This window comes from Corynebacterium sp. CTNIH16 (assembly GCF_032821655.1).
Lineage (GTDB): Bacteria > Actinomycetota > Actinomycetes > Mycobacteriales > Mycobacteriaceae > Corynebacterium > Corynebacterium marquesiae.
On the sequence record NZ_JAVBIG010000015.1, the window covers coordinates 14,152 to 29,133 of the forward strand.

Annotated in this window: 14 protein-coding genes and 1 pseudogene; 9 read left to right on the plus strand and 6 right to left on the minus strand. The window is 53.6% G+C overall.

Annotated elements, in window-relative coordinates:
- Positions 1-14: 14 nt before the first annotated feature.
- Together RAE04_RS10705 and RAE04_RS10710 are read right to left on the minus strand one after the other, a co-directional pair.
- Positions 15-608 carry a recombinase family protein gene (locus RAE04_RS10705; protein WP_317027361.1) on the minus strand — a complete coding sequence of 198 codons (594 nt, stop codon included), beginning with the start codon at positions 606-608 and terminating at the stop codon, positions 15-17.
- On the minus strand, positions 608-736 hold the full coding sequence (locus tag RAE04_RS10710) for a hypothetical protein (RefSeq protein ID WP_317027362.1): 129 nt from the start codon (positions 734-736) through the stop codon (positions 608-610). The genes RAE04_RS10705 and RAE04_RS10710 overlap by 1 nt, the downstream gene beginning before the upstream one ends.
- 331 nt (positions 737-1,067) lie before the next feature.
- On the opposite strand from RAE04_RS10710, the gene RAE04_RS10715 reads away from it, so the two are divergent.
- Complete coding sequence (locus RAE04_RS10715; protein ID WP_070731439.1) at positions 1,068-1,298, plus strand: hypothetical protein; 231 nt, start codon at positions 1,068-1,070, stop codon at positions 1,296-1,298.
- Positions 1,299-1,569: 271 nt separating this feature from the next.
- Here the strand turns inward: RAE04_RS10715 and RAE04_RS10720 are convergent, their stop codons facing one another.
- From RAE04_RS10720 to RAE04_RS10730, 3 genes are all read right to left on the minus strand, one after another.
- Complete coding sequence (locus RAE04_RS10720) at positions 1,570-2,295, minus strand: hypothetical protein (protein ID WP_317027363.1); 726 nt, start codon at positions 2,293-2,295, stop codon at positions 1,570-1,572.
- A gap of 425 nt (positions 2,296-2,720) precedes the next feature.
- Positions 2,721-2,882 (minus strand): hypothetical protein, encoded by a 162-nt coding sequence (locus RAE04_RS10725; RefSeq protein ID WP_317027364.1) that lies wholly within the window; start codon positions 2,880-2,882, stop codon positions 2,721-2,723.
- A 243-nt stretch (positions 2,883-3,125) separates the two neighbouring features.
- Positions 3,126-4,073 (minus strand): NAD(P)/FAD-dependent oxidoreductase, encoded by a 948-nt coding sequence (locus RAE04_RS10730; protein WP_317027365.1) that lies wholly within the window; start codon positions 4,071-4,073, stop codon positions 3,126-3,128.
- Positions 4,074-4,182: 109 nt separating this feature from the next.
- Here RAE04_RS10730 and RAE04_RS11740 point away from each other — a divergent pair.
- The 6 genes and pseudogenes from RAE04_RS11740 to RAE04_RS10755 all read left to right on the plus strand — a co-directional run.
- Positions 4,183-4,452, plus strand: a pseudogene (locus tag RAE04_RS11740) (MarR family winged helix-turn-helix transcriptional regulator); the annotation flags it as partial.
- Positions 4,453-4,473: 21 nt separating this feature from the next.
- On the plus strand, positions 4,474-4,623 hold the full coding sequence (locus tag RAE04_RS10735) for a hypothetical protein (RefSeq protein WP_317027366.1): 150 nt from the start codon (positions 4,474-4,476) through the stop codon (positions 4,621-4,623).
- A gap of 250 nt (positions 4,624-4,873) precedes the next feature.
- The gene (locus RAE04_RS10740; RefSeq protein WP_317027367.1) at positions 4,874-5,584 is read left to right on the plus strand and encodes an IS6 family transposase; all 711 of its coding nucleotides are present in this window, start codon (positions 4,874-4,876) and stop codon (positions 5,582-5,584) included.
- A 240-nt stretch (positions 5,585-5,824) separates the two neighbouring features.
- Positions 5,825-6,955, plus strand: a complete 1,131-nt coding sequence (locus RAE04_RS10745; protein WP_317027368.1) for a DUF4238 domain-containing protein — start codon at positions 5,825-5,827, stop codon at positions 6,953-6,955.
- Positions 6,956-7,597: 642 nt separating this feature from the next.
- Positions 7,598-8,194 carry a ParA family protein gene (locus RAE04_RS10750; protein WP_317027369.1) on the plus strand — a complete coding sequence of 199 codons (597 nt, stop codon included), beginning with the start codon at positions 7,598-7,600 and terminating at the stop codon, positions 8,192-8,194.
- A 10-nt stretch (positions 8,195-8,204) separates the two neighbouring features.
- Positions 8,205-8,441, plus strand: a complete 237-nt coding sequence (locus tag RAE04_RS10755) for a peptide transporter (RefSeq protein ID WP_070456048.1) — start codon at positions 8,205-8,207, stop codon at positions 8,439-8,441.
- Between the two features lie 84 nt (positions 8,442-8,525).
- On the opposite strand, the gene mobF is transcribed toward RAE04_RS10755, so the two are convergent.
- Positions 8,526-13,253, minus strand: a complete 4,728-nt coding sequence (gene mobF, locus RAE04_RS10760) for a MobF family relaxase (protein WP_317027370.1) — start codon at positions 13,251-13,253, stop codon at positions 8,526-8,528.
- Positions 13,254-13,563: 310 nt separating this feature from the next.
- Here mobF and RAE04_RS10765 point away from each other — a divergent pair, with 310 nt between their 5' ends.
- Together RAE04_RS10765 and RAE04_RS10770 are read left to right on the plus strand one after the other, a co-directional pair.
- Positions 13,564-13,857, plus strand: coding sequence for a 3-deoxy-D-manno-octulosonate 8-phosphate phosphatase (locus RAE04_RS10765; RefSeq protein WP_317027371.1), 294 nt, complete (start codon positions 13,564-13,566; stop codon positions 13,855-13,857).
- 483 nt (positions 13,858-14,340) lie between these two features.
- Positions 14,341-14,640, plus strand: a complete 300-nt coding sequence (locus RAE04_RS10770; protein WP_317027372.1) for a ribbon-helix-helix domain-containing protein — start codon at positions 14,341-14,343, stop codon at positions 14,638-14,640.
- Positions 14,641-14,982: the final 342 nt, after the last annotated feature.

The following is a 14,982-nucleotide window of genomic DNA, read 5'->3' on the forward strand; positions in this document are numbered from 1 at the left end:
TATGCTGCGCCGCTTTAGGCGTTTTTCAACGCCCGATACACCGTAGGGCGAGTCACCCTAAACTCTCGCGCCAAGGCTGCTTTCGACTCCCCTGCTAATACGCGCTGCTTAATCTCCGCTACTTGGTCTGGGCTTAGGGCGGGTTTGCGGCCTTTGTACTTGCCGGCCTTTTTCGCCAACGCAATCCCCTCCGCCTGCCGCTCACGGATAATGGCCCGCTCAAACTCCGCAAACGAACCTAAAATACCCAGCATTAAATCCGCGCGTGGATCTGCGGTGTCTTTTGCAAACGCGAGATTCTCATGCAGAAAAGTAACAGTCACACCTTTGCCGGTAAGTTCATCAACAATACCGCGCAGATCCGTCAAAGATCGGGCGAGACGATCAATCGACGACACAACAAGCTCGTCTCCGTCGCGCACATACGCCATACACTCGACAAGCCCTGGGCGCGCAGTCTTAGTGCGGCCGGAAATCTTATCCTCAAAGAACCGGTCAATCCTGCCGGAAGCATTGAGTAGTTCTTTCTGGCGCTGATTATTCTGCTCCACCGTCGAGACCCGGATATAGCCCACCAGCTGACCATGCGAACCAGAGCTTTTGGCCATTAGTCTTCGCCCTGCGAGGGTGTAAAGGCAGCATTCTCCTGGGCGATGACCGCATCACGATACGACTCAATTGCATCCGTGAGGGCGTACAGCTGAATGCCGTCGAGAGCATCAGCGTCAGCAAGCAAGGCTTGTACAATCCTGCCCAACGCTTGCTGTCCCGACGAGAGTCCACCATGCAGATCTTTCACCCGCGCCAACGCGGGTACTTCGTCAATATGACTTTCAATATGGAAACCGTCAGTCGATAACACCGCACTCACCACTTTCTGTAAATATAAGGCTTAGACCCCACTAGACACGTGTAAAATAATACTAGGAACGGCCCTATTTTACAGGAAACATTCTGCCCCAGACCGTCGTAACAATAGGGTGTACCCCATTGGGGCGCTGGCGGTTTTGTCTCGCGGGTAACATTGGAGGGGAAGTATTAATCTAGCGTGATTGTGAGGGGCACTAATGAAGGAAGTTGTTTTTGACGATCGCCAGGAGCATTCGGGCGATTTTTTGGCAAGCTTGGGGATTGGTCGTAGTGATTTGACTGATCAGGAGCGAGAGCGTGCGTTGGCGGAGATTGAAGCGGGCTTAGTGGCATTGAAACGCCCTTTCCATGTGGAGATTCGTGATGTCGCGTTAGTTGTGCGTAATGTGCCGGATGAGCTCGGCCATTTGCATAGTGCCTTGAAGTAAAGCGTTCTTGTGTGGCAATGCGACAACACCCACCCTTCGGGGTGGGTGTTCGTTCTCTTAGTGAAGTGCTGGCCATTCTCGGAGGTTCAACCGGTCGCACAATCACGTTCATGATCGTCGTCTCTGAGAGTTAATCTGCGACGCTGCAGGGGATGATAGGTTATGGGCTTTAAGTTAACTTGTATTTTTTTTTGAAAAGGTGTAACTTGGTGAACATCAAGCCGCAAGGCAAATAAGCTCTGGCCCTCAGTTGAACTGGGGGCCATCTTTTTTATAACAATGGGGATTGTTTAAGCGCCTGGGGGATCCATTTTTCGTTTCGGAGCCAGATCCCTAGGTCTTCGTTTATAGCTTTGGCAATTGTCACGCAGTCTTGGTGCGTTCTGCTGACAGCGTCAGTGTCTTTGATAAGTGGACGTCTGTGGGTGGCGCGGTTGCGGATATCCTTCACCGCCATTACGCGTTGTTGAAAATCTACTCTATCTGGGGAATTTAGATGGGGAGCGAACGCTTCATTCCAGAGAATCACGCGTGCATTATTTTCGCGAGCGTGTTTCTTTGGCAATAGGTGGACCCAGTTTCCAAAGGTTAGTCCTGCCACATAATCGTCATGTGTTGGAATTCCTACGACTGTTTGCGTGTGGGCGTATTCTTTCAGTGCCGTACCTTCGGAAGGGATAACTAACTCTTTCAGCTTTCCTTCGGGGTTGGTTAGCCATTCGGGGGAGCCATTTTGTGGTGATTTACTGTTCCATTGAGCTAAAGCCCGATCTATAAAATTTCGGAGCAAAACTTCAACTTCGCCTGTCGTTCTATCTACAACTGATGCGAGATATCCGTTCCATAGGTACAACTCAGCCGCCAAAATAATAATTCGTTGTTCAGTCTCGGCATGTTTTTTGGCGATGTCTAAGTAGGTCTGTCTTCTTGGGCGGGGAAGTGCGTCGACGATTCTGCGCGCATCAGTGTACGTAAGAGGGTTGGTATAGAGATTCATGACATAACCTTTCGTAGAAATACTTTCTAATCTTACGGCAAGGTTATGGGGGTGATAGCACTCCTCGCAAGGGGTGATTTTGGGAGTTTCGATTACAGAAATCCGTCGAGCAGAATGGGTGCTAGAATGAAAAACACGTGTTTTTCATTCTAGCACCCATTCTGCTCAATAGCAAGTTGAACCAGCTAAATGTGATTAGAAACACATTTGTGGCGATTCTCGTCACACCCGCATGCGAACGTACTAGAACACCTTTCCATGCTTCACTCCAAGTTCAGTGCTAAAATCGTCCAGTTTTGAAACAGTGCCGAGCTGGTGTGTACCTGGTTTGTCAGCGCAAGTTTCTGGTGTCAAAAATGGTGGATCTCCAGGAGTCTCTCGTGAAGCGTCCTCCTTATATACAGTGGGCATACTGCCGTGTATATTCATGCCCACCAGCGGATGAGGTAGTCGCTTTCCTCCGGCATGGTTTGCATAGTGTGGGTGAACATGCCCGCGAGTGAGGCGTCCGCCGTGTGCTTCTTCTCCATGCTCAGAGGTTGCTTGTCCTCCGTGTCAACCGCAGCCCACACGACAGTGCTGTCCACTGTGGTGGCAGTACGGGTTGTTCAGGTCGCCGCCCTTAGAGCCTGCGTTCTTGTCTTCCTCATCCTCAAATATTGGGCGTCAAAGAACCTGTTGGTTGGCGGTTTTTCCTTTGTCGGCGTCACCGTTGCTGTCATCCCGCCAGGCAGCGCTACGATCTTCCAGCTAACAGATCCCGCCCAAGGAAGACGCTGTTGAAAGCCACAGTGAGTGGCCGGACCAGGAATGCCCTCGATCCACGGTTGTCAGGCCAGGCCGAGCAGGGTGTCGTTGATGTTGATAGCCGCAGTTGCACCGGCTGCTGCGGCATTAACGATCTGATCTGGTGATGAAATGACGTTTCCAGCTGCCCAGATACCCGGCACGCTCGTGCGCCCGTGTTGATCCACTTGAATCCAGTCGTCGCCATCGACAGCACATCCAGCTCCGCGAAGTAGCAGGTCGTTTGGTTTAAAGATTGGGCCGACGAAAACCGCTCCGGATCCCTTGGAGTCTCCATTGTCCAATGTCACCGTGCATCCGCCCTCCTCGTTGTCCGCTACGTGATGAACGGATTGTTCGAGAACATCGATGCCGCGCTGACGCAGATCGGACCACTCCGTCTCGGTGAGGTCCATTCCACAGGTGACCAGTGATACTGTACTAACCCAGTGGCGCAACAACTTGGTCTGCTTCAGGACGAAGCGCTTATTGTCGCCCCCGAGCACAACAACTTCTTGTGCGGGGTCAAGTTGCGCCCCGTGGCAGTAGCTGCAGTGATGGACTGTGCGTCCCCACCCCTCGGCGACGCCGGGAATGCTGGGAAGAATATCTGTGATGCCGGTCGCGACAAGGACGGCTCGCGGCCGCACTACGTGGGAACCGGTCGTCAGTGTCAATGAGCCGATGCTGGGGGTCCGCTCCGATACGTCAATCGACTGCACGGTCCCGGAGACTATCTGCCCGCCGTAGGACTCAACTTCGCCTCGTCCACTTTCCAGCAGCTGCTGTGGTGACATCCCGTCCCTGGTGAGATATCCGTGTGAGTGCTCAGCAAAACGGTTCCGAGGCAGACCGCCGTCAATGATGAGCACCCGACGTCGGGCCCGGGCCAGCGTGAGCCCAGCACTTAGGCCAGCTGCGCCTGCACCGATGATGACAACCTCGGGTTCGATGTCTTGCATTGATTCCTCCGTTGGTAGTGTGATGGACATACACGATAGTATACTAGTTAACGATAAGGCGATGAGTATGATCCCTGGATGCCGCGGCGAGGTCATCGAACGATGGTTGAGCAAGAATCCCGATCTGGACGACCGGACGATGTCCGTCGTGGGCTGCTTCAAACTGATCCACGAGGCTCTGGAGCGCGCTTCGGAAAGGGCTTGTGAACAGCAAGAGTTAAGTCCCGCTGAGCTGGAAGTTCTCGTCCCTCTACGTCACAGTAACGAGCAAGTGACCGGGGCAAAGCTCGCTCGCGATTTGGGAATGACACGAGCCGGGGTGGCTAAGCATCTCAAGCGTCTCGAGCAACGGGAGCTACTGCAGCGATCTTCCATTCCGGGTGATCGGCGATCCGCATCAGTAGCTCTCACGCCCCGAGGGGAGCACGCTGTGGATCAGACCTTTGGTTTGGAGCTCGCCGAACATGCTCGTCTACTCCGTCCGGTTTTCGGCGATACTGAACTCTACGATGCCGTGGTGAAGATTGCCGGTCTGATTGCTGAGCCCGCTGAAGCAGGTCTAGACGAGGGTGCCCAATAGTGGGGATTCGACGCCAGCCTGATCAGGCAGCCGCCTGGCTGAAATGGACGTTACTGCCGATTGACGACTCTGGGGTGCCAATCAGGGGTCGTCGGGGTCCCGCAACCCTGCCTGCGGGATGACATGTAGCGATCCAGAATACGAGCCATATAGCGAACAAGCTCACACCGACACCGAGGACGCGAGCAGGGTCTGGGGTGTTGTTGCAAAGTTGGGGCAGTAGAAAGACCGGCGTGAAATAATCAGAGCCATGGGCATCTTCTCCGGTCGGCATTTCCCCCGTGACATCATCCTGTGGGCGGTGCGGTGGTACTGCCGCTACGGCGTGAGCTACCGCGACCTCGAAGAAATGATGACCGAGCGGGGTGTGCCAGTCGATCACACCACGATCTACCGCTGGGTGCAGAAATACGCCCCTGAGCTGGATAAGCACACTCGCTGGTACCGGCAGGTACTCGACTGGCAGGCCCGGTCCTGGCGGGTGGATGAGACCTATATCCGGGTCGGCGGCACGTGGTGCTATCTCTACCGGGCTATTACCGCCGGTGGGCAGACCTTAGACTTCTACCTCTCACCAAAACGGAATGTGGCTGCGGCCAAGCGTTTCCTGGCCAAGACGCTGCGATCGAATACGACAGCCGGGTCCCCGCGGGTCATCAACACCGACAAGGCACCAGCTCTGGCCAAGGCAATATCCGAGCTGAAGGCGGAGGGAATCTGCCCTCAGACGGTGGAGCACCGGCAGATGAAATACCTGAACAACGTTCTCGAGGGAGATCATGGCCGACTTAAAAGAATCCTGGGACCGAAGGGGGCGTTCAAAAACCGAATTTCCGCCTACCGGACGTTGAAAGGGATGGAAGCGATGCATTCATTACGGAAAGGTCAGGGCACGATGTTTGCTTATGGGCACCCCAATCCGGACGCGGTGATCGTCAACCGGGTCTTCGAGACGGCCTGAGAACGCCGGCACGCAGCGGCCATCAGGAAATGAGAAACTGGGTCGTCTCGGCTCTCCGCCCAACTTTGCAACAGCACCCTATTTAGCTACCCTAGCGCTTGATCGCTTTCTGTCGAGACGACAGGCGCTAACTGGGGTGGAAGGTGGTAATGAAGCTGCCGAAAACGCCCAAAGGAACACGCATCTGATAGGGCGTACTCTAAGTTTGTAAATTCTGAAGACTCGCATTGCAAAGGGAAAATGGCTAAAGATCATTTCATACCGGCATCTTTTATTGCTCGCTTCTCTGACAGCCCCGCCGAGCCGTCTCGCAAAAGCATTGTGGGGGTCAGGTTTCGTGGGAACCCGAAAATAGTGGAGAAGAGAGCGGAAGCTATTGCTTACGCGAATAGTCTTTACGACGTTTCGGAAGTCCTTACAACCACAGGGAAAAAGAATGCCGTTGATAACGTTTGGTCTGTTTACGAGCCAAACATCCCGGAAACCTTAGATGCCCTTATCTCCCGAGAATTAACCGCACACGACTTTTTGGAAACCCTAGTGCCGTTCGTGGCCGGATTTTTCTGTAGAGATCTGCTCTACGAGGAGAGAGTTAATCATCGGCTAGACAGATTAAACGCTGACATTCCTCAAGAAATCAACGAGCTTGTATTAAGGAAAGACCATATAAATACTTCCCGTTTGCAAGAACTGGATAACTTTGCTTCTCGTCTCCTAGCTTGTAACTGGACAGTTTACGAGACTGATGGGAACGTAATACTCTCTGATGTTGGCATCGCTTTTTGTGCGGAAACAGGATTCGTTGGAACAGAAGGGATATCATATATCCTGCCCATCTCAGCTAGGCACATCGTTCATATAGTGCCACTTCCTATCGCTCGCCCTCTAAAAGTGCGAGACAGAGAGTTCGTTCCAGCTATTGAGTATTCGGACGATATATTGTCGTCTGCTGAGCTTAACGGAATATTTGCAACTGTCGCCCAACGATACTGTGTTGGTTCGGTAGAAACGCTTTCGAGCATTTCATTCTCAAAAGAAGACCAGCGCTTAACCGTTGCCCAGATAGACGAAGAAATGAATCACTGGCAGTTTTTCCCGCCTGCTTTGCGCATGAACGGTTTACACGGCCTAATTTGCGCACTTGTTTCACGCCAGATTGATATTGATGACGCGCTTAATTCTTATCTAAAGTCAGGCAATTTCGTTAAACGAATGGACGAAGATATACAGATTTTTTCTGTCAGAGTCCCGTCGAAAGCTAGTGATTACATAAGACTTATTGGGGATTCGCTATTTATAACAGCACATCATCCTGGGGTCGAGGTTCATCACGATGGAAAAATTAAGCTTACCCCCCCACCTGGCAATTGATGACTCATTTTCGGGAATATTGGTATCGAAAAACTATCCATGAGATAGAATTTGGACCTGACCCCAAGGGATTTTGCTTCACCAATGACTTTTCCGGACATGAACAAGTCGATTTTGCCGGTGCGTCCGGTCGATGCTCGTTTAGCACTGCGCTGATACAGGCAGATGTCGCGGGCGTTAATACCGAAGGGTGCTGTTGCAAAGTTGGGCGGAGAGCCGAGACGACCCAGACGAACTTCTAGGTCTGGCCACCAGTCTCAAAGAACGGCTGGAAGGCTCTCAATAAAAAGGAAACTCCCCAGTGCTTCTCGTCGTTGGAAGCACTGGGGAGAAGCCACCTGCGGGGGTGCGGGAGTCGTGGCTTTTTGTTTTCCTTCCGTCCGACTATGCGCCGGGGGAAGCGCGCTGCGGACACCCAAAACCATACCGCCTTACAGCGCGCCCGCAACCGGAGTATCCCTCGGCAAGGTGATAACTTTAAATTTCGGGATGTATATGTACGTATATGCGTATATCAGTACATGAGCATAAAATGATTCTTAGTTCAGTTCTCCGCTTGACGACTGTCATACGTATAGCATTATATACACACATACGCATGTCACTACCCAGGTAAATCCTTCCTGAATCTATTCTTTTTGTATGACTCGAGTAATTTCCGTAATTCAGTCGAAGGGTGGTACGGGAAAGACCACACTTTCAGTAATGCTCGCAGAGGCAATTCGGAAGATGGGCTATACGGTCGCAGTCGCAGACGGCGACCCCCAGCAATCTGCCACCCGATGGGCAACAAAAGTGAAGGATTTTCCATTTCCTATCGAATCTGTCCGCAGCTCAAGTGATTTCTCTGGAGTTGTCAGAAGGGGGAACAATCCGGACTTTCTTATAGTCGATACCCCTCCAGGTGGTTTAGCTTTCATAACCGAAAGCGCCGAGGCTGCCAATTTAGTCCTTCTTCCAACTGGTGTTTCCCCGATGGATATTGATCGAACTCAGGTAACGCTTTCTTGGCTAATAGAAATGGGGATACCAACAGCAGTTGTTCTGTCGAATGTCGACAGGAGGGAAAAACTTCTAGATAAAGTCCATGCCGAGCTGGAGGGTGATGAGACTGCAGCGCTTGCTGAAACAGTCATCCCAACTAGGGCGGCTACACGGCGTGCTTTCGGAACAAAGCCCAGCAGTACGAAGGTGTGGGATTCTTTGGCCAGAGAAGTGGTCGCAGCATTTGAGGATTAAGGGGTAAACGATGGCAATTCCAAAGGCTAAGAATAAGGCGCGGGAAGAATCACCTGGAAATAGGTCGGAGAGCTCGCCCTCAACAAAGATGTTCGCTCAAGCTAATGATAAAGCGACACGCCTTCAGTTGTACGTCCGTGATCGACAATTGATTAAAGAGCTCAAACTCGCTGCAGTGGAAGAAGAGAAGAGTATCTCCCAACTTTTTGAAGAGTGGGCAACACGATGGCTCGAGGAAAGAAGCTGATTATCTGGCGTATGTACCTATATACACACATGTGTATATAGGTACATACGCATGTGCGCGTTAGCGCTTTGAACTCGCTGTTTTCTAAAGCTCTGGACTTTGTTCTTCTTCAAGATCGTCGGTGGGAGCTTGTTCCTCGTTGTCGTGGTTGTTGTTGTGGGTAGTAGTGATGTGCGGTGCGTCATCTAGTCCAAGACTTGCAAGGAAGTCAAGGCTTGCGCGCGCACCTTCGTTCAATTTCTCGACGTCCTCGTCTTCGCCTGCCGTAGATTCATGTTCTGGTTCCTCTTCCTTCTCGTTCTGTGGCGTGTCGCCTAAGCCGAGGCTGGCGATAAAGTCCATGCTTGCTTGTGCGCCGGGGTGGAGCTTCGGTTCTGGGGTATTTTCTTCGTCCTTGTCGTCGTGGCTTTGAGGCTTCTCGGGGCCTTCGTCTCCGAGTCCCAGACTTGCGATGAAGTCGAGGCTTGCTCGCGCACCCTCGTTCAGTCCGCTGGTGTCTTTGTCTTGGGCGTTGTGGGCGTTTTCATCTTCTGCTGTGGTCTCGGGTGCTGGTTCCTCTTCCTCCACTTCGCTGTAAGTGGTGTCTTGTTCGTCGTGGTGAGTCTCGTCATTGTCTGGTTCGTAGGCAGCAGCAATGGTTTCTGCGACCATGTCGCGGATTGCCTCTTGTACTGGCTCGTCTACGCCTAGGCGGCGTAGTTCGTAGGTGCGTTGTGCGGCAAGCAGGTTGACTTCATCGGCAATGTAGCCTGCATGGTCGGCAACATCGTTGGGGATTTCTTCTGTACCTAAGCGCGTGGCGATGTCTGCGCGGTCAGCCCAGTCCATCTTCTCGCGGCGAATCGAATCGAGTCGTTGTTGAAGCTTGTGGGCGTGTTCGCTGTCGTGTTGTGCGGCAGCGTGGAGGCGTTTGTCCCATTCTTCTGTGTCGTCGGCGCGGTAGCAGATCTCGTCCCATAGACCTGCCTCCGGCAAGTTAGAACCGGTCTCTTCAATGGCCTGCTGGGCTAGGCTGCGGCGCTGTTGCGCCTGTTCAAGGCGCTGGTGCGCATGGTCTATGCGCTGTTGGTACGTGCCATAACCGTCGGCGTCGTGGTCGTAGGCCCGCTCGGCTACCGGGCGGGTGTAGTCCTCTGCCAGCAGGCGTTGGTGCTCAATGTCTGCCAGGGCTGCTTCTTCCTCACGAAGGGCCGCACTGTGGTCTGCCATGGCCTGCTCGTAGGCGCGAATGCGCCCAGCATCAAGTACTAGCTGCTGGTAGTCGGCCTGTACCTCGTTGAGAGCGGCGTCTTTATCCTCGTGTAGGCGAGTAGTAACACTTGCCTCTTGCCAGGTCAGCGACTCGACCTTCGAGTAAGCAAAGCGTGCGTGCTCTGCCAGCACAGTTTGGTTGAGCTGGTTGAGGTTTCCTTCCTTTCCAGTAAGGCGAGCAGTTTCCGCGCGGTCGTAAGGGTTGTGAGTGCGCAGCCACGTATCGAGTTCTATATCTGTCTGACCAGATACAGGAGGCAGCTGGTTGCGCTTTCCGGTATCGCGCAAGCGGAGTTGTTCGTCTAGACGGTAGCGGATAAGCCGTGCCGGATCATGGGCGTTGTCAATATCGCGAGTAGCAGCGTCCATGACGGTGCGCGGGTCAATGCCCGCGTCGATAAGCCTTGCCCAGCCGTGGCGGATGGGTTCTACACCGTCATCGCTGATCTCAATCTTTCGGGAAAGGTCGCCTGGCAGGGTGTCGATCCAGTCCGGCAGGTAAGCGTCGATGAAGTCGTTGGTGGCTTCATCTTTACCCATAAGCCACAGGCCCATCATGCGATCAGGTGAGGTCTGCTCGTCTACCACCTCGGCTATAACCTCGCGTGCAGCCTTCGGGCTGTTATCGCGCGAAATTGCCTTATTAAAGACGTCCCTGACACTCGGGGCGTGGTCTATGCCTTGGTAGTGGTAGTGGCCTTCCTCGGCCAGCTCATCTAGCTGATGTTCGGTCACAGCATAGATGTGGTTGGCGATTTTGCCGCGTGTCAGCGCCACATACAGCCCTGCCCTATCGACGTGATGGTCGATTACCGCGCGGGTGCAGTCCACGGTGCTGCCCTGGGCGCGGTGGACGGTAGCAGCGTAGCCTAACTGCACGTTGTCGTGGACGTAGTCTGCTGGCAGGCACAGTTCCTCGCCGGTGGTTTGGTTGCGGGCGGTGATACTGCCGTTCTCGGCAATGGCGGTAACGGTAAGCAGCGTGCCGTTGTTGATACGGGTACTCGTGGCGGTCTTGTCGTCGTAGAAAGTCTGGTTTTTGCGCGCCAGGATCGTATCGCCCACACCTGCTTTTTCGCCTCTAGAAAGCGGGGCTTCCATGGTGGTGTCTACAACGCCCACGGCGATGTAGTGGGCGCGGATTGTCTCGTTGAGTTCTGCCACATCGCGGTTGGTGGCAGCAATAAGCAGGCTGGTTTTACCGCTGGAAATATCAGACAGGTAGTCTGCTGCGGCCTTATCCAACATGTCGCCGCGCGCGCCACCATTGACCCAACCACGCTCTAAATAGAAGTCGAAAGTAGAAGAATCGCCCTCGCGCAAGCGCAAGCTGGTGGCAGATTGTGCACTATCTCCGCCAAAGCGCACGACTTCGGATAGCTGGTTATCAGTGCGGCCTGCGGCGTTGACCATAGCGCCGAAAAGGCCACCGTTTTCGACCGCTCCGAGCTGTTTATGGTCACCAATAAAGCGCACGACTGCGCCTGCTTCTTCGGCAATCTCTAGCAGTGAGCCGATGTTAGGGGTAGAGGCCATGCCGGCCTCATCGACGATGATCATATCGCCTGCGTTAATGGATACTGGAAGATCTTTGAGGCTATGGCCGGGCTTTGTGGGGTGGTTTCCGCGCCAGGTGTAGGTGAGTTTGTCGATGGTAAAAGCGTCAAAGCCTAAGTCCCCAGACAACACCTCTGCCGCCTGCGCAGACGGGGCCAGGCCAATAACGTTGCGGCCTTCCTTGGCCCACACGTTGGCGACAAGACGCATAGACGCGGTCTTGCCCGTACCAGCCGGGCCCACACCAGTAGCCGCGAGTGTGCCGCAGGTAAGTAGGTAGCGCGCCATGGATTCCTGCCCGGCGTTAAGACGGAAACCAGACTCTTTTTCGTGCTCATCCAGTGCCGTATCAATCGCGTGAGAGGGTGCGAATGCGGCCACCGGTTCGTTGAGCGCGGCCAGTGCTTTGTCTTCAGTATCAAGGATGTCATGGGTGGTATAAAGCTCACTATCAGCGCGGGTATCGCGAGCTTTACCTGCCGTGTTTTTTAGTGCTTCGGGCAGTTCCAGGACGTCAAAATCATTCAAGGAAATGGCTTTATCGCGCACAATAGCCTCCACCACAGTGGCGTGGATAAGGTCGCGCTCGGCGAGTGACGCGAAGCGATAGCCTTGCAGTTTTCCACCCGCAGCAGTAGCTACATGCGAGGCGCGAAAGTAGGAACGACGCCTAGTTACCGTGTCTAAAACCTCGCCGATAAGACCCGAAAGGTGGGCCTCGGCGTCTAATAGTGGGCGCTCATCACGGGTAGAATCTGCGGCCAGCCGGGCGATAGAAGCTAGTTCTTCTGCCCCGTTGTCACGGTCAGATACTTCGCTTTTCCAGCCTGCGCGAAGCTCGGTAAGGCTTTCTGGTTCACGCTTAGCGTCGCGTGTTTCCAAAATAGCTTGCTGCCACAAGCGCCCTACCTCAACCGAGTTTGGGGTCGTGCCGCGCGCGGCAACGAACTCTTCCACCAGGCGCTTGTAGACCGGCTGCGCGTCGCGTCGACGCTTAGAAAACGACTCCATCAACGACTCGGAAACACCCTCGATCTCCCACGTGGGTTCCTTGTTGACCCCATGGTCGCAGGCGGTAAAGGTGTAGCCCATCTCGTTAGAAAGCAGCGTGTTCAAGATGGAATCATAGCGGTGCGAAATCGACTGATGATACTTCATCAACGTGTACCCATCGATAGACAACCAGCGCCCGTCTTCGGTTTGAACCTTGTTAGATACCAGCACATGCGAGTGCAGATCCGGGTCTCCTGCGCGCGTATCGTAGTGCTTAAACTCCGATGCTACGAAGCCTTTAGTCTTGACTTGTTCACGCCCCTGCTTGCCGACTCGGGTAAACAATGCGTTGTCTTCTGCCCACGCCATAGCCTCTTTTACGGCCTGATGATGAAGCTTTTCAATGCGCCGCGCGGTCTCTTCATCAGACAACGACCACACCACAGAAACGGACTTAGCGGGCGAAAAAGTAAGGTCAAAACCCGACACAGACTGGCGCACATTGTCCTTTAAACCGTTAACCCAGTTGACAACTTCCCGGCCGGATTGCGGCTCTATTCCGTGTTCTTCAATGAAGAATTCCCGTCCAATATCCTGCACTAATTCGGCGCGCTCCTGCTTTCCCATCAGCGTGCCAGTGGTCTGCCTATGGCGGCTCTCAGCGTCACGAAGTGCCACCAAAACCGGCACATCATTAGTGAAATTAGCAAACGGACGCCCCAGCTGAACGTCCTTAATTTTCTGCCCCTCGGACATCTTCATATCTGCATCCGGGTGCAGTCCCTCGCCGTACAATGCGGCCATTTGCGACTCGGTAACTTCCCCACCCTGCACGACGTTTTCGGTGTTTAAACCGGCAAGACCAGAGCCCAACCAACGCCCCGGTGGGGTTCCTTTAGCGTCGTAATACTTCGACAAGCTCGGCGCGTCTGTTGGCCCATCATTGGTAGCCACAGAGCGCAACAGGTACTCATAACCTGTTCCGCTATTGACTACGCGCAGGGTCATCATGCGCCCTAGTCTAGCAGCCAAAACCCGATTAACACTAAGAGTGCATATAGTGTGTTGTTCTAAGGGCGCTTGCGCCCCGCCGCTTCGGGTCCGCAGCGTTTCCGAAAAGACTGCAGGGATAGTCCACTGATTGCTTCCGATTGAGCCGAGCTTCCTGCGTGGTGTTTGTGTCAGGATCGGGGCGGTGTGTTCGCTGGCATTGTGGGCTTATGGTTACCGCAAGTAGAAGTTTGAAGAAGCGTCAGGAACTGCGTCAGCACATCGAAGAGGAACAGCGCAAGCTGCGCGACCGGAAAAGAGCACCAACTCGTTGCTCAGCCTTATCGATCAGCGAGACGAGTTGAACGAAAAGATTGGTGAAGTCTCACAGTCCATCATCGACCTAGGCGAAGCTAAGGAATTTGTGCGCGAGATCGTCGGTATGAGCCAGCGAGATTTCAACGCAATGCTCAAGACTGCTAAGGAGTCTTCTCCTAGTGTGAACGCTTCACCTAGAGAAGACGAGTCGCATACTGACGACAGTGAGCGCCAGGACGATAACGAAGCCGCCAGCGCCACTAAGGGTGCTGGCGGCGATGGTGACCATGAGAAGGGTGGCCAGTAGAGAGAAAGACAGTCTTCGGCGTTGGTAACTGCGACTACTGTTGTTCGCTCGGGTCGTAGTACCCACCGGGTTGGCGGGCGCGGCGTCATACGTGTTGGAGTATGGCGAGTCGTTGTTCTCGTCCGTAGCGTGCTCGTAGTGGTCAGCCATGGAGCCAACCATCACGACGAGGAAGGTGAGGAAGTGCCAGGCGATTACTCTGCCTAGTGCTCTGATGATTCCTGTTTCCAATCCTGCGCTTCGTATCTGGCCAATGAGCATCCAGACCGGCATGGCGATGAGTGCAGATGGGGACATGGTTGGTGGCCGATAAATGGCAGTGCGTCCACGGAGGCGTCCTTCCTCTCTGTGGCGCGCGCCGCTCATGATGCTGTTAAAGAGTTTGAGAAGACTCCTCCAGTCTTACGTATGGTAAACATTGTTTACAGAATGTCGATTAAACAATTCTATCGACAGCCCCAAGAGTGGCAGCAATGGTAAACAATGTTTACCATTGCTGCCACGGAGAGGATACTGCATATGAAACAAGCACCCCACCCTTCCGGACGTGTGGTGTCTGTACGGATGCCAGATGAAATCATTGAACGACTCGACACTCTCTGCGATAGGACAGGACGTAGTCGAGGTTTCTACTTAAAAATGGCTATTACAGCCATGCTTCCCAAACTAGAAGAATTCCATTGGAATCAAGTGGCTGCAGACTTCGAAGAGAAGACAATCAACAACTTGTTTAACCAAATAATGCTCAACGGACTAAAAGACGAGCCCGAAGAACAAGAGTGACTCCACTAATGCCTTAGGTTCTGGGCAAGCTTCATCAAAGCAAACAGCCGATAAGGCTTCTTGGCAAGAGCCACCACCATTACTAAATCTTCCAGTAAGTCACACTGATGTGATTTAATAGGCGGAGAAAATAAGAAGCCGCACCCCATGAGCGTGGGGTGCGCAGCGCGAGCGGCACACACCCTCGGTTCAAGTCCAGGGCGCGCACATTCCTCACAAACGGGTTAAGGGTCAAAAAGTGTGTCCGGAATCGCGGATTTTCACGGATTGACCTGTAGGTTTCCGGAAAGTATATGCTCCGGAAGCATATATCTAGCCCCCGACGGGAAATCCTCGGTGTGG

Excerpts from the sequence above, each read along its gene's own strand:
- RAE04_RS10705 (WP_317027361.1), bottom strand. The coding sequence starts at position 608 with ATGGCCAAAAGCTCTGGTTCGCATGGTCAGCTGGTGGGCTATATCCGG.
- RAE04_RS10715 (WP_070731439.1), top strand. The coding sequence starts at position 1,068 with ATGAAGGAAGTTGTTTTTGACGATCGCCAGGAGCATTCGGGCGATTTT.
- RAE04_RS10720 (WP_317027363.1), bottom strand. The coding sequence starts at position 2,295 with ATGAATCTCTATACCAACCCTCTTACGTACACTGATGCGCGCAGAATC.
- RAE04_RS10730 (WP_317027365.1), bottom strand. The coding sequence starts at position 4,073 with ATGTCCATCACACTACCAACGGAGGAATCAATGCAAGACATCGAACCC.
- RAE04_RS10740 (WP_317027367.1), top strand. The coding sequence starts at position 4,874 with ATGGGCATCTTCTCCGGTCGGCATTTCCCCCGTGACATCATCCTGTGG.
- RAE04_RS10745 (WP_317027368.1), top strand. The coding sequence starts at position 5,825 with ATGGCTAAAGATCATTTCATACCGGCATCTTTTATTGCTCGCTTCTCT.
- RAE04_RS10750 (WP_317027369.1), top strand. The coding sequence starts at position 7,598 with ATGACTCGAGTAATTTCCGTAATTCAGTCGAAGGGTGGTACGGGAAAG.
- RAE04_RS10755 (WP_070456048.1), top strand. The coding sequence starts at position 8,205 with ATGGCAATTCCAAAGGCTAAGAATAAGGCGCGGGAAGAATCACCTGGA.
- mobF (WP_317027370.1), bottom strand. The coding sequence starts at position 13,253 with ATGATGACCCTGCGCGTAGTCAATAGCGGAACAGGTTATGAGTACCTG.
- RAE04_RS10770 (WP_317027372.1), top strand. The coding sequence starts at position 14,341 with ATGTTTACCATTGCTGCCACGGAGAGGATACTGCATATGAAACAAGCA.